At 30.6% G+C, this 24,086-nt stretch carries 27 protein-coding genes; 4 read left to right on the top strand and 23 right to left on the bottom strand.

Annotation, left to right across the window (positions count from 1 at the left end; genetic code table 11):
* Positions 1 to 111 precede the first annotated feature (111 nt).
* Positions 112 to 2,217, bottom strand: a complete 2,106-nt coding sequence (locus MBFIL_RS07160; RefSeq protein WP_066973028.1) for a beta strand repeat-containing protein — start codon at positions 2,215 to 2,217, stop codon at positions 112 to 114.
* Positions 2,218 to 2,804: 587 nt separating this feature from the next.
* Here MBFIL_RS07160 and MBFIL_RS10630 point away from each other — a divergent pair.
* From MBFIL_RS10630 to MBFIL_RS07150, 3 genes are read left to right on the top strand one after another with little or no spacing between them, the layout of a single operon-like run.
* A complete protein-coding gene (locus MBFIL_RS10630) occupies positions 2,805 to 2,957 on the top strand; it encodes a hypothetical protein (protein WP_157078719.1) in 153 nt (50 codons plus the stop codon).
* Between the two features lie 4 nt (positions 2,958 to 2,961).
* The gene (locus MBFIL_RS07155; RefSeq protein ID WP_066973026.1) at positions 2,962 to 3,237 is read left to right on the top strand and encodes a hypothetical protein; all 276 of its coding nucleotides are present in this window, start codon (positions 2,962 to 2,964) and stop codon (positions 3,235 to 3,237) included.
* Positions 3,191 to 3,388 carry an HVO_A0114 family putative DNA-binding protein gene (locus MBFIL_RS07150; protein ID WP_066973024.1) on the top strand — a complete coding sequence of 66 codons (198 nt, stop codon included), beginning with the start codon at positions 3,191 to 3,193 and terminating at the stop codon, positions 3,386 to 3,388. The genes MBFIL_RS07155 and MBFIL_RS07150 overlap by 47 nt, the downstream gene beginning before the upstream one ends.
* A 256-nt stretch (positions 3,389 to 3,644) precedes the next feature.
* Here MBFIL_RS07150 and MBFIL_RS07145 read toward each other — a convergent pair whose 3' ends face one another.
* From MBFIL_RS07145 to mcrB, 22 genes are all read right to left on the bottom strand, one after another.
* Complete coding sequence (locus MBFIL_RS07145) at positions 3,645 to 3,932, bottom strand: PRC-barrel domain-containing protein (RefSeq protein WP_245637475.1); 288 nt, start codon at positions 3,930 to 3,932, stop codon at positions 3,645 to 3,647.
* A 99-nt stretch (positions 3,933 to 4,031) separates the two neighbouring features.
* Positions 4,032 to 4,661, bottom strand: coding sequence for an NTP transferase domain-containing protein (locus MBFIL_RS07140; RefSeq protein ID WP_066973022.1), 630 nt, complete (start codon positions 4,659 to 4,661; stop codon positions 4,032 to 4,034).
* Between the two features lie 53 nt (positions 4,662 to 4,714).
* Positions 4,715 to 5,086: a DUF2283 domain-containing protein gene (locus MBFIL_RS07135; RefSeq protein WP_066973021.1), complete on the bottom strand. Its 372-nt coding sequence runs from the start codon at positions 5,084 to 5,086 to the stop codon at positions 4,715 to 4,717.
* Between the two features lie 2 nt (positions 5,087 to 5,088).
* Positions 5,089 to 5,385, bottom strand: a complete 297-nt coding sequence (locus tag MBFIL_RS07130) for a hypothetical protein (RefSeq protein WP_157078718.1) — start codon at positions 5,383 to 5,385, stop codon at positions 5,089 to 5,091.
* 54 nt (positions 5,386 to 5,439) lie between these two features.
* Positions 5,440 to 6,906: a methanogenesis marker 14 protein gene (locus MBFIL_RS07125; protein ID WP_066973017.1), complete on the bottom strand. Its 1,467-nt coding sequence runs from the start codon at positions 6,904 to 6,906 to the stop codon at positions 5,440 to 5,442.
* Positions 6,907 to 7,015: 109 nt separating this feature from the next.
* Entirely contained in the window at positions 7,016 to 7,468 is a 453-nt protein-coding gene (locus MBFIL_RS07120; protein ID WP_066973015.1) for a universal stress protein, read from the bottom strand.
* Positions 7,469 to 8,027: 559 nt separating this feature from the next.
* Entirely contained in the window at positions 8,028 to 8,855 is an 828-nt protein-coding gene (locus MBFIL_RS07115; RefSeq protein ID WP_066973013.1) for an Rpn family recombination-promoting nuclease/putative transposase, read from the bottom strand.
* A 428-nt stretch (positions 8,856 to 9,283) separates the two neighbouring features.
* On the bottom strand, positions 9,284 to 9,739 hold the full coding sequence (locus MBFIL_RS07110) for a universal stress protein (RefSeq protein WP_066973011.1): 456 nt from the start codon (positions 9,737 to 9,739) through the stop codon (positions 9,284 to 9,286).
* A gap of 56 nt (positions 9,740 to 9,795) precedes the next feature.
* Positions 9,796 to 10,866 carry a calcium/sodium antiporter gene (locus tag MBFIL_RS07105; protein ID WP_066973009.1) on the bottom strand — a complete coding sequence of 357 codons (1,071 nt, stop codon included), beginning with the start codon at positions 10,864 to 10,866 and terminating at the stop codon, positions 9,796 to 9,798.
* A 496-nt stretch (positions 10,867 to 11,362) separates the two neighbouring features.
* Positions 11,363 to 12,295, bottom strand: coding sequence for a tetrahydromethanopterin S-methyltransferase subunit H (mtrH, locus tag MBFIL_RS07100; protein WP_066973007.1), 933 nt, complete (start codon positions 12,293 to 12,295; stop codon positions 11,363 to 11,365).
* A gap of 15 nt (positions 12,296 to 12,310) precedes the next feature.
* Positions 12,311 to 12,532 (bottom strand): tetrahydromethanopterin S-methyltransferase subunit MtrG, encoded by a 222-nt coding sequence (mtrG, locus tag MBFIL_RS07095; protein ID WP_066973006.1) that lies wholly within the window; start codon positions 12,530 to 12,532, stop codon positions 12,311 to 12,313.
* A gap of 12 nt (positions 12,533 to 12,544) precedes the next feature.
* Complete coding sequence (gene mtrF, locus MBFIL_RS07090) at positions 12,545 to 12,748, bottom strand: tetrahydromethanopterin S-methyltransferase subunit F (protein ID WP_066973003.1); 204 nt, start codon at positions 12,746 to 12,748, stop codon at positions 12,545 to 12,547.
* Between the two features lie 18 nt (positions 12,749 to 12,766).
* The gene (gene mtrA, locus MBFIL_RS07085) at positions 12,767 to 13,492 is read right to left on the bottom strand and encodes a tetrahydromethanopterin S-methyltransferase subunit A (protein ID WP_066973001.1); all 726 of its coding nucleotides are present in this window, start codon (positions 13,490 to 13,492) and stop codon (positions 12,767 to 12,769) included.
* A complete protein-coding gene (locus MBFIL_RS07080; protein WP_066972999.1) occupies positions 13,493 to 13,822 on the bottom strand; it encodes a tetrahydromethanopterin S-methyltransferase subunit B in 330 nt (109 codons plus the stop codon). It lies immediately after the preceding gene.
* 11 nt (positions 13,823 to 13,833) lie between these two features.
* Positions 13,834 to 14,667 carry a tetrahydromethanopterin S-methyltransferase subunit MtrC gene (gene mtrC, locus MBFIL_RS07075; protein ID WP_066972997.1) on the bottom strand — a complete coding sequence of 278 codons (834 nt, stop codon included), beginning with the start codon at positions 14,665 to 14,667 and terminating at the stop codon, positions 13,834 to 13,836.
* Positions 14,667 to 15,389, bottom strand: coding sequence for a tetrahydromethanopterin S-methyltransferase subunit D (mtrD, locus tag MBFIL_RS07070; protein ID WP_066972995.1), 723 nt, complete (start codon positions 15,387 to 15,389; stop codon positions 14,667 to 14,669). The genes mtrC and mtrD overlap by 1 nt, the downstream gene beginning before the upstream one ends.
* Positions 15,390 to 15,403: 14 nt before the next feature.
* Positions 15,404 to 16,297: a tetrahydromethanopterin S-methyltransferase subunit E gene (mtrE, locus tag MBFIL_RS07065; protein ID WP_066972993.1), complete on the bottom strand. Its 894-nt coding sequence runs from the start codon at positions 16,295 to 16,297 to the stop codon at positions 15,404 to 15,406.
* A 463-nt stretch (positions 16,298 to 16,760) separates the two neighbouring features.
* Positions 16,761 to 18,416 (bottom strand): coenzyme-B sulfoethylthiotransferase subunit alpha, encoded by a 1,656-nt coding sequence (gene mcrA, locus MBFIL_RS07060; protein WP_066972991.1) that lies wholly within the window; start codon positions 18,414 to 18,416, stop codon positions 16,761 to 16,763.
* A 15-nt stretch (positions 18,417 to 18,431) separates the two neighbouring features.
* The gene (gene mcrG, locus MBFIL_RS07055) at positions 18,432 to 19,181 is read right to left on the bottom strand and encodes a coenzyme-B sulfoethylthiotransferase subunit gamma (protein WP_066972989.1); all 750 of its coding nucleotides are present in this window, start codon (positions 19,179 to 19,181) and stop codon (positions 18,432 to 18,434) included.
* Position 19,182: 1 nt separating this feature from the next.
* Complete coding sequence (gene mcrC, locus MBFIL_RS07050; protein WP_066972987.1) at positions 19,183 to 19,779, bottom strand: methyl-coenzyme M reductase I operon protein C; 597 nt, start codon at positions 19,777 to 19,779, stop codon at positions 19,183 to 19,185.
* A 73-nt stretch (positions 19,780 to 19,852) separates the two neighbouring features.
* A complete protein-coding gene (gene mcrD, locus MBFIL_RS07045; protein WP_066972985.1) occupies positions 19,853 to 20,305 on the bottom strand; it encodes a methyl-coenzyme M reductase operon protein D in 453 nt (150 codons plus the stop codon).
* Positions 20,306 to 20,410: 105 nt separating this feature from the next.
* Positions 20,411 to 21,742, bottom strand: coding sequence for a coenzyme-B sulfoethylthiotransferase subunit beta (gene mcrB / locus MBFIL_RS07040; RefSeq protein ID WP_066972983.1), 1,332 nt, complete (start codon positions 21,740 to 21,742; stop codon positions 20,411 to 20,413).
* 1,019 nt (positions 21,743 to 22,761) lie between these two features.
* On the opposite strand from mcrB, the gene mmp10 reads away from it, so the two are divergent.
* Complete coding sequence (gene mmp10 / locus MBFIL_RS07035; RefSeq protein ID WP_066972980.1) at positions 22,762 to 24,012, top strand: methyl coenzyme M reductase-arginine methyltransferase Mmp10; 1,251 nt, start codon at positions 22,762 to 22,764, stop codon at positions 24,010 to 24,012.
* Positions 24,013 to 24,086 lie beyond the last annotated feature (74 nt).

Below are 24,086 nucleotides of genomic sequence, written 5' to 3'. Positions count from 1 at the left end.
TATAAGAATAATAGAAATAAAAATAAATGCAAAATAAAATGGAATTTCACTAAAAACGATGCTGATAAAAAATTATCCAAATATTATATTAACATATGAATATCATAAAAATTAAATTGTCGAGACACTAGCAGTATTATTAATAAAACTAGTATTTTCACTTATAAAAAAATTAGTTCCATTATTGTTGTAAATAGCTCCACCATCGTAAGCAGTGTTATTTATGAAATTAAAGCCTGTTATTGTGACTTTAGAACCATTATTATAAATAGCACCACCATTATTATTAGTACCCGTTAATTTACCGTTTGTGAAAGTTAAATTAATTAATGTGACATTTGTACCATTAGCAATGAAAAATATTCTTCCATTATTTAATGCATTTAATATTACTTCTTCTCCGCTGAGGCTAGTTTCACCTATTATAGTTATGTTTCTGTATATGGTTAAGTTAGTGTTGTTTTGAAGGATTACATTGGAGTTATTGTAATTACCTCCAGCTACATGGATAGTTGCTCCATATCCTGCAACTTCAAGAGCTTTTTGAATTGACTGAAAAGCATCAGACCATGCTGCTCCACTATTACCATCATTCCCACCAGTAGCATTAACATAAAGATTAAAAAGAGTGGAAACAAATCCATCAACAGTGAAAGTCACAAGCTCACCCACTTCAGGAGTGAAATTAAGAACATAAGTATCAGGTAACTTAGAAATATAAGTATCCTCATACCCATCAGTAGCATTAACAGTACCATTGAAAACTGGAATATTGCCCACAGTAAAAGCACCATTATTATTAAGATGGAAACTATAATTTAAGGTAGTTGTATTTTGAGAATAATCAATATTTAGTACATTAATATCCACTATGAAATAATTTGAAAGAGTTACAGTTCCTAATACAGAGTTTCCACGTGGATCTGTGTTATTTCCCCACCAATTATAATTAAGATTAACAGTTCCACCAGCCACATAAACTTGAGCATTACCAGTATTATTATAAAAACGATTATAATTCACAGTTAAATTTGTACTAGTATATATATCACCACCGTTTCTCTTAGCAGAATTATTAACAAAAGTACCATTATTGCGCACAGTAAAATTAACACCAGTACTATAAATAGCACCACCATCAGAATTAATAGCAGAATTATTAACAAAAACACTACCAGTACCCACAGTAAAATTAACACCACTATTCAAAATAGCACCACCATAACTACTAGCAGAATTATTAACAAAGGTACCACTACTACCCAGAGTAAAATTAGCACCACCATTATTATAAATAGCACCACCACTAGTAGCAGAATTATTAACAAAAGTACCATTGTTACCTACACTAAAATTAGCACCACCATTAATAATAGCACCACCAGAAGTACTAGCAGAATTATTAACAAAAATACTATTATCACCTACACTAAAATTAACACCATCATTAGTAATAGCACCACCATAATAATTACTAGCAGAATTATCAACAAAAGTACTATTATCACCTACACTAAAATTAACACCACTATTACTAATAGCACCACCATAATTAGCAGAATTATCAACAAAAGTACCATTGTTGTCTATACTAAAATTAGCACCCGTATTAGCAATAGCACCACCATAACTACTAGCAGAATTATTTATAAAACTTGTATTTTCATTTATAGTGAAATTAGTTCCATTGTTGTTATAAATAGCACCACCATTATACGCAGTGTTGTTTATAAAACTAGAACCATTTATTGTAACTTTAGAACCATTATTATAAATAGCACTACCATTATTATTAGTACCAGTAATATAAGCATTCATAAATGTTATGTTAATGAATGTGACGTTTAAGCCTTTACTTATGTAAAAGAGTCTTCCTGATCTTTCTCCGTCTATTATTACGTTTTCTTTTGATTCTCCTATGTATGTTATGTTTTTGGTTATGTTTATTCCTTTATTATTTGATCCTGTGTATGTTCCGTTTCCAATGTATATGATTTCATTGTTTCCAACTGTGTCTGTTGCATTTTTAATAGATAATTTAGAGTCATCTATGCTTTCTCCTGAATTATCATCACTACCGTTTGTTGCAACATATATGTTAGCAGCACTAATATTTGAAATAGCTAGGAATATTATTGTGAAAAATAAAATAAATAGTGCTATTTTTGTTATTTTTGATTTATTTATTAATTTGGTTTTATTTGTTTGATTACTCATTTTTAACCCCAATATTAGTTATTTAGATAATATATAATAATAATACAACAATAATTAGAAACAGTTGACTTTAACATAAAATTATAATTCTTATAATAGTTAATAACATATTATTTTATAAAATTATTTCAGTAGTTTAATATATATTATATATAATATATAAATGTTTGTGTTAATTAAAATAAATAGTAATTATACGAAATAGTAATTAATTAAAGAAAGATATTATGATTAAATAGCTATTAAAAAATAAAATCAAAAATGAAAGATTTTAAAGTTTATTCAATTGGTCTAAATAAATTAAAACTTGTACTTTTTATAAACAACCCTTAATTGTTCTTTAAATTATCTTAAACATGATTTTTTCCATAAAAATCTATGATTGAATTTTTATTGACTTAGTTAATTTTCCATGTGATGTTTAAAAAACAAGAAATACGTATATTAATTAAGAAACATAGCAACATATGGAAAGAAAAAACAGGAAAAACTAATAATTTATGATAAAGAAATTTATAAAGTATAGTCATATACTGATAACTGGAGTGTGATTATAATGCCTGATAACATCATAATAGATGATTATCATGATAAAAAAAACCATACATCCTGATCCTGAAAATCATCCCACACAATTTACAATACAATCAAAAACAGTAGATAAAACGTATGTGAGAGTAATAAGGCATGTTGATGAAAATAAAGGATTAGATATAAACAAATTAATAAAGGAGCTATAAAAATATGATCATAAGTTTAGTTAAAGAACAGAAAGGAACAGAAGTAATTAAGGAATTTGAAAATAAATATGGCTCTATTGATAGTTTAAATGAAAAATGGGAGAGAACAAAAAATGTATTATACTATTCCGATTTAGAAGCTTGGAAATATTATTTAAAAAATCCTGATAAAAAATACAAAAAAACACATAGTATAATGACTAATAGGGGAGATATCATTAACAGATTTAGATTTGAATTTATTAAACACTATAAAAAAGGAGAACCCCGAGTCAATTAGAGAATTAGCTAGAATAATAGATAAAGATATATCAACAGTTCAACCAAAAATAAAAAATTTAAGTGAAAATGGTTTTATAAACTTTAAAGAAGGAAGGAAAAATAGTAAAATACCTTATTTAAATTATGATGAAATAACAATAGCTATTTAGTTTATTATATTATATATTTGGCTGTGCAACAAATCAGTTAAACAATCACAGCATATAGTATATAAATTTTGAGATAATTTAAAAACTTATTTTAAATGAAATATATACTATTTACACAAAAAATAGAAATATGCTAATTATATGATAAGACAATATAATAATAAATTGTAAAAAGAGCATGAATAGCTATTAACATATTGTTTAATAGCTAAATAAGTGTTTATAAACAATTTAATGATTTTATTTATATGGTTAGCTATTCAGCAACAATGATAAATTCTCCAACTTTTTCGACCTTAGCAAAAGGAATATATAACATGTTACCTTCTTTTCTAGCTCCTTTAATGCGAACATTTTTATCATTTTCTGTTTGAACAACTATATCAACGATTTTACCACTTTTTTCATTAATAACTAATTCTTCAAGAATTCCTAATCTTCGAGCATTGTTAGTTGCTACTTCGTATGTCTTAATTTCTCCCCATAACTTTTCTTCCATAATAGGAGTTGCTTTAGGTTCTGCATTTATATTCATAGTTTTCATATTTACACCAATTATATATTTATGAACTTAATAAGTTATATAGTTAGCTATTTAGATAACATGTATATGATTTATATTTAAGTGTATATTTAGTTATTCCTATTGATTTAATAGATTATTAGCTATTTCAACATCTTCAAGAGTATTTATATTAAAAGCAAGTTCCAAGTTAGGAACAATTAACTTCTTCTCACTTTGTATTATATTTTTACTTATTAATATGTTTAATCCAGAAGGAATCAAATCATCAAAAACAAATGAAGGTTCAATTGAATAATCATTAAAAATAGTTAAAGGAGCAAAAACACTCATAGCTATTTCATCACAACTATAATATTCCTCAAGAACCTTATCAATAGTATCCGAAGATATAAAAGGAAGATCAGAATTAATAGTTAGAATAACTTCATTTAATCCATTATTTTCTAATTTATCCAATATAAATGAGAGATCTTCAACATATCCATCTCCAGGAGTATCAATGTAAGAAAATTCATGATTAGAATCTTTTAAAAAATCTGAAGCATTATAATTTTCAATTAAGTAATCCTTTGTTTTAGGAGTGTTAGGACTAATAGCTATTAAAATCTTATTAACATTCTTAGAATTTTTAAGATTATTTAAAACATAACTAACCAATGGTTTATCACGAAATTTAAATAATGGCTTTTCAGTTTTTGATTTTAAACGTTTTCCTCTACCTCCAGCCATAATTAATCCAATTACCATTTTAAATAACCCATAATAGTTCTAAATATATTAATAATTTGAATCAATGCAAATTAGGCGGTTACTAACTGAGTGTTCATAACAGGAACATTATTATCATTAACAGTGGTAGCATTAGCTATTTTAAACTCATCATGATCATGGACAGGTAAAGTGAAAATAACATTAACTAAAATTTGGTATTTATTAACCTTCACTGTTAAATCGATATTATTAATATTTTCAAGACTCTTTACAGTAACTTTCAATAATTCAGAGACATTTAATATCTCTAAGCCTGCAAAATCCCCATCTTGAGTAAAATCCATTATAACATCATCATTTAATGGTATAGCTTTTGAATTTTGATAATTATTCACTTCTAAGTATAATGCATCGACAGATGAATCATATTCGTGTTTTAATGTTTTATTTTCTTTTAACATGATTAATCCTCCTTTAGTTTAGATTTTGATTCTGGAAAAGTAGTTATTAATTTTATTTCATTATGATTTTCTAGAAACATTACAATTACAAGATTATATTTAGTAGATTCTGGATGAGAGTAGGTTATTCTAAACTTATTTTTCTTAGGTAAATTTATATATAATGGAATATTATTTTTAAGAGACATATGAGTTAATTTAGAGCTACAATATTCCCTTTGCACTCTTTTCAGATAATGAGAAGATTCAATGATAATAACTTTATCATTATCCCTTATTCTTAGTAAAATATTTTCCATATCTTCAACATCAAACTCAATAATATACACAACCTATATAGTTATATACTTAAATTATCTCTTTTGAAGTTTTACTCTTTCAGTTAGGATACATCGTCCACCTTGTTTTCCACCTATTGGTGCTTTAGGTGTTCCCATTGAATTCATACATCTTGCCATGATTGAGGTTCCGAGAGCTAGTCCATCATCAACAAATATTACATTTTCGAATTTGTCTTTAACTAAATCTAATATTAATTCTGGTTTTTTACCTGTTATACCTGCCCTTCCAGTTATTCCAAGAGCAGAACCCGCTGTTATTATGTTTTCTTTAAATGCTACATCTAATAGTCTTTTAACTATTAATGCTGAGGTGTGATCCATTGTTGCAAATAATGTGCTTATTCCATGGCTTTCATATATTTCTCCACCTAAATCCATTAGGTTACCTAACCCATCACCATTTATTCCAACATCACAACCAATTAATGTTGTTCCTGCTTCTTCTGCTGATTTTGGATTTAATGGAACTGTTCCAAATCTATCTACATCCATTGGAACTTTTCTAATGTCAATTAACTTATGTACTTCTTCTGCCCATTCTGCAGCTTTTTTCCAGTCTGCTTTTTTAAGAATTTTATCAGAATAAAGATCTATTGCTGCTCCACCCTCTTTATCTACTTGATTAGTACCTTTTATAAGTGAATCAGCTATTACACCAGCTAAACCTAAGAAATTTCCAATTGTATGAGCATAAGGTTCATCATCATTAACAACACGACCAGCAAGTGTAGATCCAAAGTCTATTGAAACACAAGGATTTCTGTAATCTACATCAGTCCATTTAGCACCTAATTTAATCCCTGCAGTAACCAATTCCCCCTCCATTTCATTAGCTACAACTTCTTTACCTTTTGGTGGAAGTACACTTACAACAGCACCATCAAACATCACCATATCCAGTAATGAGTAATCTCTAATTCGCTCAGGAAGTGAGTTTGATGACATTGCAGGAGCCATTTTACTTGGAGCTATTCCTGCCTCTAAACACCCATCAGCTAAAGCTATTATTAATTTCCCAACTTCTTCAGTTGTTGCAAATCCAGCTGTAACACCAGTAGAACGAACAACAAAGTCTAAATCTTTGTCAATATCAATGTTAGCTTTATCCACAGATTCTTTAATAGTGCTTGCTACCATTTCAGAAACAGATTCCTTAGTTAACTCAATATCCCACACTGTTTTACCAAAAACCTCTTCACCCTCTTTTGGAGGTCTTATGTCTCTGGTCATCTTCACAGTTTTGTTTAATAAATAGCTATAGCTATAATTCAAGTTTGTAGCTGTTATTATACATTTAGTTGTTGTGTTACCTAATTCTACAGATGCAGAAATGTAATATACATCAGGTTTCATAGAATATCCTGCACCAACACTTTTATTTGAAAATGCGTTGGATTGTACATCACTAATAGTTTTAAATTGACTTTCTGCAATAACAGGCTTTGGACCAAGTCCAAAAATCTTTTTTATAAATGACATGAAAATCCCTAATCCTTAATTAAATCATATGGAATTAATTATATATTATATAATATTTATTTAAGGACATATAAATTTTATTAAATCTCTGATTAATCATACCAGCTATTTAATAGCTACAAGTTTTATCAGATATTGTTCTAACTAAGTGTACTGTGCATGGAGCAAAATGAATTACTTCTTCAGATACACTACCTAGTAAATGTTTGTCTACTATGCTTTTACCAGTCCCCATTACAATTACATCTGCACACTCTTTTTCAGCTGTTTTAACTATTTCTTCTGCAGGTTTCCCTTCTAATAAGAGTTTTTTAGCTTTTACATTAGAGTGGTTTTCTAATTCTAAAATTTCTTCAAATTCGTCTAAGAATACTCTTCCTTTTTCTTTTAATTCTTTAATCATTGCTTCTTTGATTGTTTTTGGTGTTAAAAAAGGTACTGATCCATCTACAACATAAACTATAAATAAATTAACTTCTCTATCATCTATTAAATCTAAAGTACTTTCAGCTATTTCTTTAATATAATTTCCCATAATTGGAACTATAACATTTTTATACATACAAACTCCTCATATAATCGCTATTAATTACTTAGTAATGGTTATTAATTATTATTAAATATTAATTGGATGCAATTGAATAATGCTCCAAATGCTACTAAATTAATATTTAACTATTCTATTTTTATTATTCCTTCTTTGTTATTAAAATATTTGTCAAATGATACTATACTATTCTATAATTCTCTTACTAATACTATATACATTGAGTCATAAAAGCCAGTTGCAAAAGTGGATTACTTCTTCAGATACACTATCAAGTAAGTGTTAGCCTACTACATTTTACCAGTTATTAAATATATTAAAATCATCTAAAATAAATAAAAAAGTGACATTAATTTAAAGATAGCATAATATTGGATTAAGAAACCCATAATCATCACAAAAATTATTGAAATGAAAATAAAGAAAATTCAAGGAATTTCTAATTGAAATAAAAAATTTCAATAAAGAAGTTAAATGTTTTTTAGTCGAAATTTGTTTCAACTAAGAATTTTTAAAGAATATTATGTTTATTAAAGACCACATAAGTTGTTTCCCCCCACATTATAATAAATTCTTATAATTTTTCAATCTCGGTTACTGGAATTCCTGTAGCTTTACTTATATTTTCAGGTGTTAAACCTTGCTTTTTTAAATTAACAGCTATTGTTAACTTTTCTTCATTTCTACCTTTTTCTATACCTTCTTCTATTCCTTCTTCTTTTGCTATTCTTTTCAGTGTAGCTTGATCGTGTTTGTACATTTCTATTTGTTGGTATTTTCTATATTCTTCAGGGGTTTGTGTGACATGTTCTTCAATTGCTTGTGCATTGGCTAATGCTTTATCCATATTAATCAACTCCTTTATAATGTTTTCTGGGGTTTCAATATCCAAATACATAAGTAGTCGGTGGGTTGGATTTTTAATATCTTTGTTTCTTAACTTTCTAAATTTGATCATGTCAATTTCATAAGTTTCTAGTTTATCTGTAAATAATAGTAGTTCATCTTCTTCTAAGTACAGGTATCTTCTTATGAATTTTCGACTTTCTTTGTTTTCAAATCCTAAGATGTTTATCATTATGACTTTGGGCATTTCTATATATTCTTTTCCTGAGTTAATTGATGAAGACATGATTTGTGATGAGTAAAATATACTTCTATCACCCATCGCTGTTTTTTGTAGTTGTACTTCGATATTGAAGATTTCTGTTTTAGTTTTTGCCCTTACATCTAAGATGGATTTCTTATTTTTGTGAAGTTTTCCACTAATTGTAGATTCAACTATTTCAACTTCTATAATCTTATTTTTCCTAGATCTACCTAAAATTAGATTTAAAAGGTATTTTAAATTTTCTTCTTGCTCTATTTCTCCAAAAGTCTTTTTAAAAAGATAATCATTCAAAGGATTTAACCTCTTATTTTTTACATTCCTAATTTATATTCCTCCTAATTAATATATTTTTATGAAAAACAATCAGTACATAAATGAAAAACAATACTACCCCATAAGTAATAATTTTTCATCAAATAATAATAAATATATTTACAATAATCTATTATACTGTACTTTATTTAAAGTTTAGATATTAATTAGAGCAATATTAATAGAATAATTAAAAATAACAATGTAAAAACAATATTAATAGAATAATTAAAAATAACAATGTAAAAACAATATTAATAGAATAATTAAAAATAACAATGTAAAAACAATATTAATAGAATAATTAAAAATAAGAAAATAAAATAAATAAAAAAATTTGAATTAATAAAATAATTCTTTATTTTTCAGGCAATAATAATTAATATACATTAAATAATGTTTCATAGCTATTCAACACTACAAGTCTTATTAGTTATTGTTCTAACAAGATGTATTGTACATGGAGCATGATGAACAACTTTTTCCGAAACACTACCTAAAATATGCTTATCTATAATGTTTTTACCAGTTCCCATAACAATTACATCAACACATTCGGATTTAGCTATTTCTACAATTTTCTCATCAGCATTGCCCTCATTTAAAAGCTTTTTAGTAGTAATATGAGAATTATTTTCCAAATCAAGAAGATCTTCAAAGTTATTTAAGAAAATTTTACCTTTTGATTTTAATTCAGAAAAGATTGTTTCCTTAACAGATTTAGATATTAGGAAAGAACTTGGAACATCTATAACATATAAAATGATCACTTCAACATCTCTATCATCAATTAAATCCAAAGTATTTTTAGCTATTTCTTCATCGTATTGTCCAACAATTGGAACTAAAACTTTTTTATACATATTAAACCTCTAAATATAAATTTATTAAAAATTAAGATATTTAAATTAATAGACAATTAACCAAAAATCATTGGCATAACAAAGAGCCTTATTAATACATAAAGAACATATATTGCAAAAAGAATGGCACCATAGACTCTTGTTAATTTATATCCTTTTAACTTTATTATGATTAAAGATACTGCGAAAATCAACAGCATGAATGGAAGATCGAAATAAACAGATATGGCATCTATTTGAACAGGACCAAGTAACAATGGAACACCTAAACCAACAAGTATGTTAAATGTGCAACTTCCATAAATAGTCCCCATAGATATGTCATAAAGTCCTTTTCTTGCAGCAGACAATGTAACATAAAATTCAGGTAATGTTGTAAAAAGTGCTAAAACAAACATCCCCATAATTAAATTAGAAACATTTAAGATCTCACCAAAATACTCAACACTTGAAACAAGAAGCTTACATCCAATAGCTAAACCAATGAGTCCTATAACTAAAAGTAGAACATTTTTACCAGTAGATTGTTTTTCTTCTTCTATATTTGTATCAATATCTTCAATTATAGATCCATCTTTATTATCATTATTACAATGAGTATTAACAACATTAGATTCGTTTGAATCTTCTTTATTATTAATTAATATTTTTAAATAAATAATATAAGCTATTATCATTGCAATAGCGCCAACAATAGATATTATTCTCTCTCCTGTTACAAAATAAAGTGAAAATACTGTTATGACTGATAAAATAAGACCTGTGATGATTGACATTACTCCATCACGATTAATTGATTTTTTATCTGAGATAATTGCTCCTGTTACTAATGCAGTCAATGCAAGAATTCCTCCAATATTCCAAATGTTTGCTCCTACAATAACTCCGAGTCCTAATGCAGAATTACCACCTATAGCAGCTATAACAGATGATCCAAATTCAGGTAATGAAGTTCCAACTGCTGCAGCTGTAACTCCTAAAACTATTTGTGATACACCTAAAGCTTTCCCTACAATTACACTATTGTCAATAAATAAGTCTGCAGACTTTAAAACGATTATTAAAGAAATTATAAACACTATAATTGCAAGAACAATTCCAAATGTACCTTCTATACCAAAAAACATATCACTCACCAGTATAAAAATTAAATATTAATTATTATATTTTCCTAAAATTAAATATTATTATATTCCTATTAACTATAAATCATTAAATATGTTATTAACTATTACCTACTAACTATAAGCCATTAAAGATATGTTATTAACTATTACCTACTAACTATAAGCCATTAAAGATATGTTATTAACATATAATATAGTTTTTTGACATATATAGTTTTTTAATAAAAAATGAATACACATTAATTTATCCATGATTGATATTTTTGAAAATAAATAATATACATTATAATTTATCCATGATTGATATTTTGAAAATAAATAATATACATTATAATTTATCCATGATTGAGATAAGTGAAAAAAATGAACATTATTACATTAATTCATATGATTGAGATAAGTTGAAAAATAAATAAAAAATAAAAATGAAAATAAAAAAATAAATAAAGTGTATAAAACACTTATCATTTTTAATTTAAATAAATGGTTAAAATACTTAAAGCATTTTAAAGATTGGGTGACCTTCAACAGATTCAGTACCAATATCTTTTGCAGCTTCAGCTATGAAAATATCAGCCATAGCACATGCAGGGAATGCAATTTTAGCGTTTTCTATTGGTCCGAAGAGTACGAAGTCTCCACCAGCCATTTGTTGAACAATGTTAGAACCTATATCACAAACAGGCCATGCTTCTTTGTGCTCTTTTTTGTATCCTCTTAACCAGTCCCATGCAGATGGAACATTGTGTATACCAGAACCTACTGGTAAACCCCATTTACTTTTAACAGCAAAAGAAGTTCTTACAGCAACACCTGCACCTTGACCAAGTGGAGTTACAGCAGTATCCATTAAAGGTTTATCGATTCCACAAGCTTCAGCCATAGGAAGTAAACCTTCATCGATTGTTCCGTCACCAGTTTCCCATATACCAATTTTACCATCGACAGTTGGATTCATTGGATTGAAACCTAATACAATAGAAGCTGTTAAGTCAGATTCTTTAACAGCTTGGATTTCGTCTGCTTCTGCAGCCATGTTGATTGAGTTATAGATAGCTCTATCAGCTAATCCTGCTTCAGTTGCGTATTTTGCACCAGCAACTCTTGCAGCACCAGAAGTAGAATCTATAAGGAAAGGATTGTCGCTCAATTCTCCTACAAATTCTAAGTACTTTACTAAAGCTTCTTCAGTTTGTCCGAAAACTTGGATTAAACAAGGATTTCCTGTAACATCGGACATCTCTTCCATTGTTTTAATTCTTTCTTCAGCAGCATCTTTATCAAATATACCTGCTTTATCATCACTAATAATATTGTGTCCACCGTAGAAGATGGTTCCTGCTAAAACAGTAGGATATTCACCAGGTTGTCCTCCAATTTTAACACCTGCAATATCCAATACAGTCTGTTCTTTATCAAATCTAAACATTAAAAAAACCTCCGTCTAGAGAAATATTTGGAATTTAAAAATTACAATCAAAATTATAAGACCTATTATTATACCATACAAAATACCAATATCTCTACCTAATTGTTGACCTAAACGTTGAAAATATTCACCAACAGTAAATTCAACTTTTTCTTCAACACCATCTAATCTTTCATTAGCTTTGTTGAAGTCGTCTGCAGAGACAAGTACTCGAGGTACGGAATTTTCATCAGACATTATAACACCTCTTTATGCAACTAATTTTACCAAAAATGGTATTACAACAACTAAGACAAAAGCAATGAGTAAGCCATATGTAATTCCAGTTACTCTTGTTGAAATCAGTCCAGCAAATAAACGTCCTTCTCTTCCAATCAATTGAGATTTATATTTAGTATCTTCAGTGACACTTTTAATGCCTCTCACATTTGGTTTGTTAGAAAATTTAACCATTAATAAAACCTCCTATTACTAGATGAAAAGGAACAATACTCCGATTACTAAAGTGAAAACAAGTCCAATAATAATACCTTGTACTTTTCCACCAAAGGTTCCAGAAAATGTTCTTTGAACAGCTCCAATGAGCTTAACCTGTGTTTGAATATTTCTCATACGTGCTTCAATTAATGCAGTTTCAGCAGCAACTGGTCTTACTTCTTCACCATCATCGTCATCGTCGCCACCATCATCATCAACAGAAATAACTAAAGCTTCTTCTTCAAATGCACCAGGATCTTTCTCAATACATTCTTTAACTTTAGATTCAATTGCAGCAGCATCTTCTACATCAATTAAGTTGACAATTTCAAGTTGTTGTTGGAATCTTTCAATTCCCTCATCAGGAATATTTTCAACATAAGGAATAGCTCCAGTAGCACCTACGATGCTTCTTTTATCAGGATCTACACCATTTTGATGTAACGCTTCAAAACTTTGACCAGTAATGTGTCCTTGTACCTCAGCACCACATAATATCAAGAATCTGATATTTGGGTTGGAAATAACATTAGCCACAACTTTCTCAATACCAAGGTTTTCAGTTTTACATGGTCCAGAGATAGCAGCTCCAGCTGCAGCTGCAATGTCTTCATTATGTGAAGCGAGTGTAGTCACTGCTACAGGGCTTTCAGGATCTCCTGCGATGTAATCACCATTAACAATAGGCCAGCCTTCTGCTGGTGCTTTTTTATCAGCCATCTATAAAACCCCCACACTAGCTAATATAGGAATTGCAGCAACTAAAATAATAAGACCTATTACAAACCCGTAAGCTACATTAGTAAGTAAACCTGCAGTTTCAAAAGTACCTTCTCTTCCAGGATATGCATCAGCTGGAACAGAAGTAGGATCCAAAGAATTAATTAATTCATCTGCAGCAACTTCTAAAGTATCAATTTCTGTATTTATATCATCCAAAGATACAATAACAACATCTCTACCAAGAGCAGCACCAATAGCACCAGTTGATGGATCAAGAGTCAAATTGTATTCAGGAACTATTTTGATTAAAGGTAACATTTCTACCATACTTGTTCCCCCTATTCTTCAACTTTAGGCCATAATCCTGACCATTTAACAGATGCAGCTTCTTCGTAAGATGCAGTAAAGAAAGCTTTAATACTGATTATCCATCCAATAATACCAACAATTAGAATAGGTAACCATACAGGAACACCTGCAAAGGTTGCAGGATTAACAATACTTACAAGTCCAGTTACAACCATAGATAAAAATGCAGTAGCAGCACCTAATTTAAGAGTTCTTACTTGGTTTTCATTAGGACCTAAACATGCATTAAATGGGTGTTGTATAGCCATAGTGTTTAATATAAAGAATAAAGCTATTAAACCTGGTGCGATAACAGAACTAAGTATTGTGCTAAATTCATAACTTCCTGCAACAGTAGCAGAGAAAGCTACAACAGATAATGCAGCAGCTCCAGCGATTTCAGCAGTACATCTTTCTAAAACAGCAATTTTCATTTTAATAATTTTTTTAGCAATAAGTGCAACTATAAGACCAATTACCATAGCAAATATTAAAGCTAAAACAGGTCCGAGAATTGACAAACCTTTAGGAATTAATGAACTTGCAGCAAGTGCAAGACCAGCTAAACCACCGACTACACCAATAGAAAGTGACATATAACCAATAGATGGTACACCAGTACCTAATCCGTAACTTGCAACTCTTCTTATTGCATCTACACCCCATACAATAGCACATACTCCACCAAGAGCAGAGATTAAAGGTCCTATTACAGAGTTAATAGAAACTAAATATATACCAATTAGTCCACCTAAAATACCTACAATTAGCAATGTTTTATCACTAATTGCAGATTCAGTTGGACCTCCTCCAGCAGCAGACATTAAGCAACAACTCCAGTAGATAAAATAACAATGAATACACCTAGTACAGCAGATGCAATACCACATGCAAGTATTCCACGACCAATTCGTTTAAATTTAGGATCATGAAACCCTTCGATAGTTCCTCCAATATTGTAAGAAGCAACTACAGAGTTAACGAAAAATACGCCTACAGCAATAATAGCTGCAAGACCTGCTATGATAGATGCAGCAGGAACACCGTTTACAGCAGCAGTGATTGTACCTTTAAAGGATTCTTCAATAGCATAGTAGACAAGTCCTCCACCAGCACCACCAAGTAAACCTCCAATAATACCACTAACAAAACAGACAGTAGGAACACCATGTCCTTCAGTACCAGGAGTTACATATTTTTCTTGGTTACGTCCAGTAATTGGATCAACTTCTGTTTTTGCAGAAGATGGAACAACACCGACACCATAAACATAGATTATATTAGCAACGAACATTGTGATTCCCATCATCATCATTGCTCCAATTGCTCCAGCAAGTGCAATGAGATACCATGGTTGACCAGACATTGATGCTGCAGTTATAAGTCCAGTTAAACCTGCACCAGCTGCAAGCATTGCAGTACCAGTTCCTACACCAGTAGCTGTTGCCATAGCTGCAGGAGCCCCTCCTACTGGTATGAAGTGTACACCTCCACCAATAAAGACTCCTCCGACTATAATAAATATTAATAAAGTTATAGGATCCATATTAAGAAACCTCCTTAATCTTCCTTATATGGTCCGTATTTGGTTCTTGCAGAATTTTCTAATCTTTCATTTAGTAATATTAGAACAAGTACTATTAAAAGACCAGCAATTAATCCTCCAATGATTCCGAATACAACAGTTATCCAGAAGCTTAAAAATACAACAGCACCAAAACAGAAACCAGTTAAAGGTCCACCAAACTTAGCACAGAAATTTCCAGTATCAATAGAATTCCTAGCTCCGAGTTCACCTTTAGTAACTATATCTCCATGAATAGCTACAGGAATACCTCCACCAAAAGGATACTGTTGATATTCTCTTTCTGCACCATAATGTACATCCCCAGTTGAGGAACCAATAGCACCAAGAGTAATACCCCATAAAACAGCGATTAAAGGTAAAGGGAATACATGCAACGGAGCAGCAGCACCTAAAGGTATAGTCATTAAATAACTTACTCCAACAATACCGAAAGAAGTTATAAAACCAAGCCCTGCAATAGGTCCTAAAGAATGTGTTAGAACATCCATAAATAAAGGCTGTTCAAACTGAGATTGACTTACAATACGTCCCAAATGAGCAGTAGCTGTGTAAACTACTTGGACTAAAGTTGCTATGAGTGAACCAATAGCTATTGCTAAAATTGGCAATAAATTAATGTTAAATATAGGTGAGATTAAGACAAATGCAATAGAACCTGCAATACCACACCAAGTACCATAAGAAACTGGTTCCCCAGAAATAGCCTTATTTATATACCTGTGCAAATGTCCCATTTGAGGAGCAAGTTGAACTTGAGAGTTAGGGTTACTTTGGGAACCAATATCAGACTCTAAATCTTCAGCTGCACCTGCAATAGTTGCAGCTGCGCCCATCAATGCAACAACACCCAATGTTATAGGGTCCATAATTTTCCTCCTTAATTTATATATAAATTAATAAGTGTACAAATTATAAGTGTAATAATTTAGTGAATTAAAGCAAAATATTACTTAAATAATAAAAATACTACCCCAATAGTAAAAATACTACTTAAATAATAAAAATACTACCTCAATAGTAAAAATACTACTTAAATAATAAAAATACTACCCCGATAGTAAAAAATACTACTTAAATAATAAAAATATTACTTTAACACTAAAATAATAATCATGAAACTATTTTACACTAATAAAAATATTTTTAATAATATAATTTCAACTGATAAAAATATTCACTAAAATAATTTATTTGACAATTTCATGCTAAAATTGGAAACAAATCCATGAGTGAAATATAGTTAAATAAGTTCAAATAGTGAATACTCCTAAATTAAATAAATTTAGTTAATTATCAGCGAAAAATAAAGAAAAATAGGTGTTAAAGCACCTATTTAGCTGGTATGATGATAGATCTTTCACCGTCAGGTTGGAATTCTCTAAGTGCACCTTTTGCGATTTCAGCACGAGGTTTGGAGAAGTCGAAGCTTAAGTTATCATCTGCAAATGCAATTTTAATTAATGGGTTAAATGCAAATGCATCGCCTCTTGCTGCGTGAGGAGCTTGAGCGATACCAGTGTATTCACCTTGGTGACCTACATTCATTGCGTAGTTAGGATAGTTAGGTCCTCTGAGTTCAACAGGTAATCCTTCGTCGTTTCTGATTGAAAATACGTTGGATGCACCACATTGATCTTGTAAATCGTAACCATAGAATCCTAATCTGGAATGTTGTTCTTTGTGTAAGTACATAGATAAGTACCATGCGCTTAAACCAGTTTGAGAGTTTCCAGTTGCAAATGCTGTGGAAATACCTGCAGCAGCAGAAACAACAGAAGCTCTTTGAGAACCACCGAATTGAGTTTCAAGTAATGCTGGGTATTCTTCATATTGTTCTAATCCATAGAAGGTAACTTCAGATCCTACATCAAGAACAGTGTCCATGTTGTTAGGAGCTTGGGTTAGTCCACCATATTTATCTTCTACATATTCTTTACCATAGTAAGCAAAGTCATCAAGAACATTGTCAGTGTATGCAGCAGATGCATATTGTGTAAATCCAACACCACCAGACATGTATGAACCTAACCAAATTTGGTCGTAAATTGCAGCAGCTTGAGCTACAACATCTAAGGTTACTTTAACAGGATCATCAGCGTTGACTCTTGAAGATTGATTGATATCTGCCATTACACCGAATGGAATACCACCAGGTTCATTTTCAGCTCTTGCTCTTCTTACAGGCAAGTAAGTACCCATGTGAATAACTTCTGCGTGTTTAGATGCGTATGCGAAATCACCAGTAGCTCCTTCACCAGCACATTGATTGTATGAAGAAATCATTGACATACCAATTTGCATAGCAGACCATCTAGATGTAGTACCACCATCACAAACTCTTCCTACAATAGAAGGGATTCTGACTACTTGCCAGATTTTATCTCCTACTTCTTCTTTTAGAACAGCAGCTTGGTCTTCAGGGAATTCTTTGTTGATGTCTAAAACGAATGCAGAGTCAATTTCATCTGCAAGCTCATCGTCACCAGTAAATACTTTAACATAACTGTCAGCTACAAGTAATGGGTTGGTTTCAACCATGTGTTCTTGTACAACAGCTGCACCAGGCATAGCGTGGTTAACAGTTTCTAAGTAATTAGTGATTGTTTCAGGAGTAACTTCTATACCTAACCTTTTTTCAAGAACAGTGTGTGCAGTGTTTAATCCTACAACAACAGTTCTTCTGATATCATCCCACATTTGTTGAATAGCAGCATTGTTAACAAAATGGAAATCGTCACCTTCAACGTAAGTATCAGTTGTGGAAACTTGGTAAGGCATTAAAGTTCTTTGTCCAAGAGGAGAACCTACATCAGGATTGTATTGAGGAATTCCTCTTTTTTCAGCTATTTCTTTACCTGCATTGTAAAATTCAGTTTTCCTTTCAGATTGTTTCCATCCACCTAAGTTGTAAAAGGTAGTGGTTTTATCTTCTGGAGCTTCTTTAAATTTTTTATCTAATGCTTGAATAAACTTTTTATCAGCCATAATAAACTACCTCCCTTATTCAGGGCAGAATCCTCCATTGGATCTTGAGACATGGATTCTGTGTAATATTTCTACAGCATCCTTATCGTCTCTGTATGCTTCACCATCTACTCTGTAAATAGTAGTGATAGCTTTTAATTTTTCTTCGTCTAATGGTTCGCCAAGTACTACTGGTTCGTCTAATTCTTTACCAATTTGATCTTTTACAGATTCAACTTTACCAGTTTCTTTGTTGAAGACTTGTCTTCTAAGCATATCAAACATTAGACCATTTTCATCAAGTCTTAAAGAGTGTCCGTGTACAGATTTTCCTCTGATTCCAGTTCTTGCTGGGTCAAAGTATTCTGTTTCTAATAATTCTTTAGAAATTCTTTCTAAATCTCTTTCTCTTGCTTCGATGATTTGTCTTCCAGATAATGTACCTGCGTCGACACCTCTGTATCTGTTCAAGTATGATCTAGATCTTAAGAAAGGTTGAGCTGGAGCAAAGTACATGGAGTCAACAAATTGAATATATCTAACTCTGTCCCCTGCTTTTGCACCATCAATAGGCTCAACTATTTCTCTTATGTAATCTTCTGGCTCGTCCATTTCATCTAATGGTGGGTGAACACTTTTATATTCTTCACCTGGAGCTCTGTGACCTAATATCTTAACTACACCCTCATCGGATATTTCTCTTAGTTTTTCTAACTCATACTCTGGGTCAGAAAAGTTTCTTCTACTTTGAGCTACTTGAGAAGTTCCTGGATAATATTGTGCCATATCATGCACCTCCTAATGCTAACTTAACTTTTCTAATGATCTCATCTAATTTATCTTGAGGAGCTGTTTCTCCTCTAATAACACCAGTAATGATGTCCATAATTTTACCTTCTGTTTTAATCTCATCAGGTTGTACTTTTGAAGTTTTAACACCTATTTTTGCAAAGTCTTCAAAGTCAACAGGATATTCACAAATAATAACACATGGTCTATTAACATTACGCAAAATTAATCTAGCCTTATATATAAGATGGTTCCTTACTCCTCCAAGATGTATAACCAGAAGTTTGAAATTTTTCATTTGCTCTATTTCCTTTTCAGTTAGACCAAATAAACTTCCTCCTCCAGCACCAGGTGTATCACTAGGAACACCAGCTCCTGCATCAAGGATTAATGTGCTTGTTAGAACATTGGATTCACGAAGAGCAAAAGTAATCTCACAAATTGGCTTAGTAATGTGCCTCTTACCTGGAGACATACCAACAGTTAAAACATCACTTCCACATTGAGCAAAAGTGCCCCTTTGGGCAATTCCGCCTCCTTCACCAAGTCCCATAGTCTCTCTACAGTCCACAACGTGAGTAATTTTTCCGATCATAATAATCAGTGCTAATAATCTTTGGAATATATGTTAATAATTTATTTAATGATATCATAGTAAATAATGAATCCTAAGAATCATTTCCGTCTTTTTGAATATAAGTTACTCGATCTTCAAGCATAGAATATTGATCATTCATTCCAATTAATTCATCTGGAAGCTCAGCATTACCATACTTGATACTATCAGTTACAGTTTTCTGAGTCCTAATATAGGTACCAATATTAATATCAAATCCAAATGTAAGTATTTCATTACATATCTCTCTAATTTGATCAATAGTTGATTCTTCAGACAAGTCAACAAAAATACGACCAGCTTTTACTTTAAGCTCGATTTCCTTACCTTGAACAGTGATTATTCTTCTTTCAGCATACCTTGGATCATCATCAGGACTTTCAGGAGCTAACCTTGGTCCTTGAAGTATAGTTCTATTAACATCCTCAAGTCCTTCAATCTCATTTAAGAGTCTTTCAGTGGTATCTGAACCCAAAATTCTATGTGGAAATATTTCGATATCCATTTTAATTATCTCCAGTGTTATTATAGTTAAATTAGACTTTTAATAATTATTTAATAATATATTTAATTAATCTTTAATTAATATATTTAAAAATTATTGAGATAATTAGATGTTGCCTTTAATGTTGGCTGCTGCCTCCACAACATATTTCAGTGGTTCTCTGAATTCGTCTACACTACTGTATACTTCTTTGATTAATCCAGAAGTAGATTCAGGTGAGAAGAGTTGAGTACCAGCATCTAAACTCATTGCTGCAACAACACAAGGGATACAGAATCCTTTACTGTGTCTTGTTACAACGTGGTTACCGTTAAAGAGACCTGGACCTCCTCCACCATAGATGGAGTGACTAAAGAATGAGAATCCAACAGCTACCCCTTCAGCTCTACCGAAATCTACACCCGGAAGACCAGTTGCGAATTCAAGAGAGTCGTTGAAGTATAATAATGTGGATGGTACACCTTGAGCAGCTCTTGCAGCACCTACATTTACGAGTGTAGCAGCAGTAGCTCCAGCAGCAGCGTATGCGTTCCATTTAGCTAAATCGTCAGTACCGTAAACATTAAATCCGTTAAGATCTTTTTCTACAGAAATGACACCATCAGCAGCAGCTCTTTCAATAGTTGAGTTCATTACAGAACCAACAGTTCCTTCTTTTGCATTATCTTCTACAAAACCAACAACTAAGTTGTCAGCATTTAATCCTTGATAAGCAAGACCTAATAAATGTAATCTTTCAAATGCACCTACAGCGTCTCCCATCTCAAACATAGCAGTTTGTTCTAAGATACTTGCAAGAGCAGTTCCTTGAAGACTGTTTTTTAATGTAGCAGCAGTAACGTGGTTAGCCATAATGTTCCTAAATGCATAACCAGGTCCTTCAAGTTTTTGTGGAATGTCTAACATTGTAGCAAGGTTTCCACCCATATAATCTACAGATTGTGGGTATCTACCTAAAACTGCAGCTTTTACCATGTTAGCATCATATATACTTACATCAAATTGCTTAATAATAGCTTGCACTAAAGCATTTGCTGTAGTTAATGTGGATACAGAGTATTCTGCAGCAGATTCTAATCTTACACTTGGTGTTTGGACTAATATCCTTTTTCCACCAGCAAGAAGATCTACTACGGTGTCATCATCATCAGTTACTTGAATTATATCTTTTATAGAAGCAGCTATAGCCTCAGCATTAGCTGTAATATCAAGGTCTAATTCCCTACCTAAGATTTTACAAGCTTTACCACCGACAGCAGCAGTTCTTAAAGAATTTTCAATACCTTCTAAGTTAACAGCTACGGTCCTTTTAACACCACTAATGATGCTTTTAATTGCAGGATTCCGTAGTGGGCTTAAGGCTTCGATAGGCACATCAGACTCAACTAAGTTACCTCTATCGTCGTATAAATCGACTTTATCATCAAACTTTGCCATTTTTTCCCTCCTAACTAAATATAGTTAAAAATATACCATTTCCCAATCCAGACAGGCATGTACAGTCTGTATTGACCAAGCTTAAATGCAGTACTTTGCATTTATTTAGCCATTCGGTATACAAATTTTACTTTGATTAAGATATATTATAAATGTTATTGATTAGTCCAAGTAGCAAAGTTTATTAATAATGACATAAATTTCGAAATTTAAGATGACAAAGTGGAAAAGTAATACTTTTAAAAGTCAATTAAAATAAATTAAATAGCTATTAAAATAAATTAATCAATTAAATAGGCATGTAATTAATTAAAAAAATCATAATATTAAATTCAAAGATTAAAAGACTTTAAATATGAAAAATTAATTAAATAAATTAAAATTAATAAAAGTTACTTTAAAATTTGAAAAGATTAATAAGTTTACCATATTTTCAAGGTTAAAAAATAGATAAGAATGTGAAAAAATTAGGAATCATAGAATAAGTGTAAAAATATTTTTTATAAATCTCAAAAATAGGAATTTTCTCGAATTTTCTCAAGAAGAATTGATGAAAATTCATAACAATTTAAATCATTAAAACAAAGGAAGTAATAAAAATTATATGTAAAATAGAAAACATTCTAATAAACATAAATTATAAAAAGTAATACTAATTAAAATATAAACCAAAGCATAAATTAAAATAGGAAATATAAGAATTAAACTAATGCCAAATTTATAAGAGAATGATGATTATATTATATAAAAGCAATGAAATATTATAAATAGCTAATAGCTAAAGTTAACATTTTAATAGATTGATTGAAAATTAAGGAAATGAATATGGCACATCCCCCCCATATAATGTTAATAGACATATAAAAGTTAAATTTGGAAACTGAAATAAGAAAATAAAAATTTTTGCGAAATCAATGTTTAAATATAAAATTATAATTAGTTTAAACATTAAAAAATAGAAATAAGTATTTTGATATATTGTGTGATAATTTTTAAAATATAATTTAAAGGAAGGTAAAATGCAAGTTGTAGCAGATGTTGGAGGTATTCCTGGAACTGATTGTAGAGGATTTTGTAAATACTGTTATTTCAGGAAAGTGAAAGATATAGAACCAATAGGGTGTTCCAAATGTTCACCTAATAAAATAGGATGTATACAATGTAGTGAAGGAATAACAGAAACACAAAATAACTTTAAATTACCTTTTGTTGTAATGAGTGAAGTACAATCTACATTAATGCTTGGAAATGTTAGAGATAATAATTTAAAAGTGAATATAAGTGGAGGAGGAGATGTTAGTTGTTATCCACATCTTGAAGAGCTGAGTACAACCCTTGATCAATTTAATCTACCAATTCATTTAGGATATACAAGTGGAAAAGGAATAGATGATAGTCAAATAGCTAACAGGCTAATTAACAATGGAGTAGATGAGGTAACCTTTACAATATTTGCAGATGATGTAAATCTTAGAAAACAATGGATGGGAGACCCTAATCCTGAAGAATCCTTAAAAGCAGCCCGTATTTTTGGAGAAAATACTGAACTTCACGGTGCATCAGTTATAATTCCAGGAGTAAATGATGGAAAAGTCTTAAGAAACACTTGCGCATCTCTTGAAAGTTGGGGAGCAACAGCATTTATTTTAATGAGATTTGCAAACACAGCCAACCAAGGATTAATATTAAACAATGGACCAATAATAAAAGATGTAGAATCTCATAGTATAAATGAATTTGAATCATTAGTTAGTGAATTATCATCTGAATTCTCAATGCGGATTACTGGAACACCAGTTTGGGATCCTAAAACCCAAGCACCATTTGCAATAGCAAGAAAGGGAAATGAAATATACTCAAAAGAATACATTCAAAATGTAACTGGAGAAGCTACAATTATATCATCAAAAATAGCTGCACCATACATAGCTAAAATATTTGAAAGCATTGGAGCAGAAGATGTTAATGTAATAGCTACAGAGAAAGAAATAGCTTGTTTAATGACGAAAGAAGACTTAGAAACAATAGACTTAAGTCAAGTTAAGGAATCTGTTATAATTCCAGGACGATCATTCATCCACCAATTAGATGCTGAAAGAATATTGTCCTCTGATGGCAAATCCAGAATAGTTGGAAGAGGTCCAGATAAGTTAAGTGTTGATGGAGAAATGAGTGGAACATTAACTGATGAAGAAGTTATTGTAAAAGAATTAGAAGCATTTAGAGATTTAGTAGATGCAATTAACTTCTATGGAATGAAAAAAGGATAGAATAAAATTATAACATTAGACATTTCATTTCAAAATAACAACAAAAATTAATAAATTCAAAAACTTCTAAAATA

The sequence above is a fragment of the Methanobrevibacter filiformis genome (assembly GCF_001639265.1).
In the GTDB taxonomy this organism is placed as follows: domain Archaea; phylum Methanobacteriota; class Methanobacteria; order Methanobacteriales; family Methanobacteriaceae; genus Methanacia; species Methanacia filiformis.
This window is presented reverse-complemented; position numbering and strand designations above follow the sequence as displayed.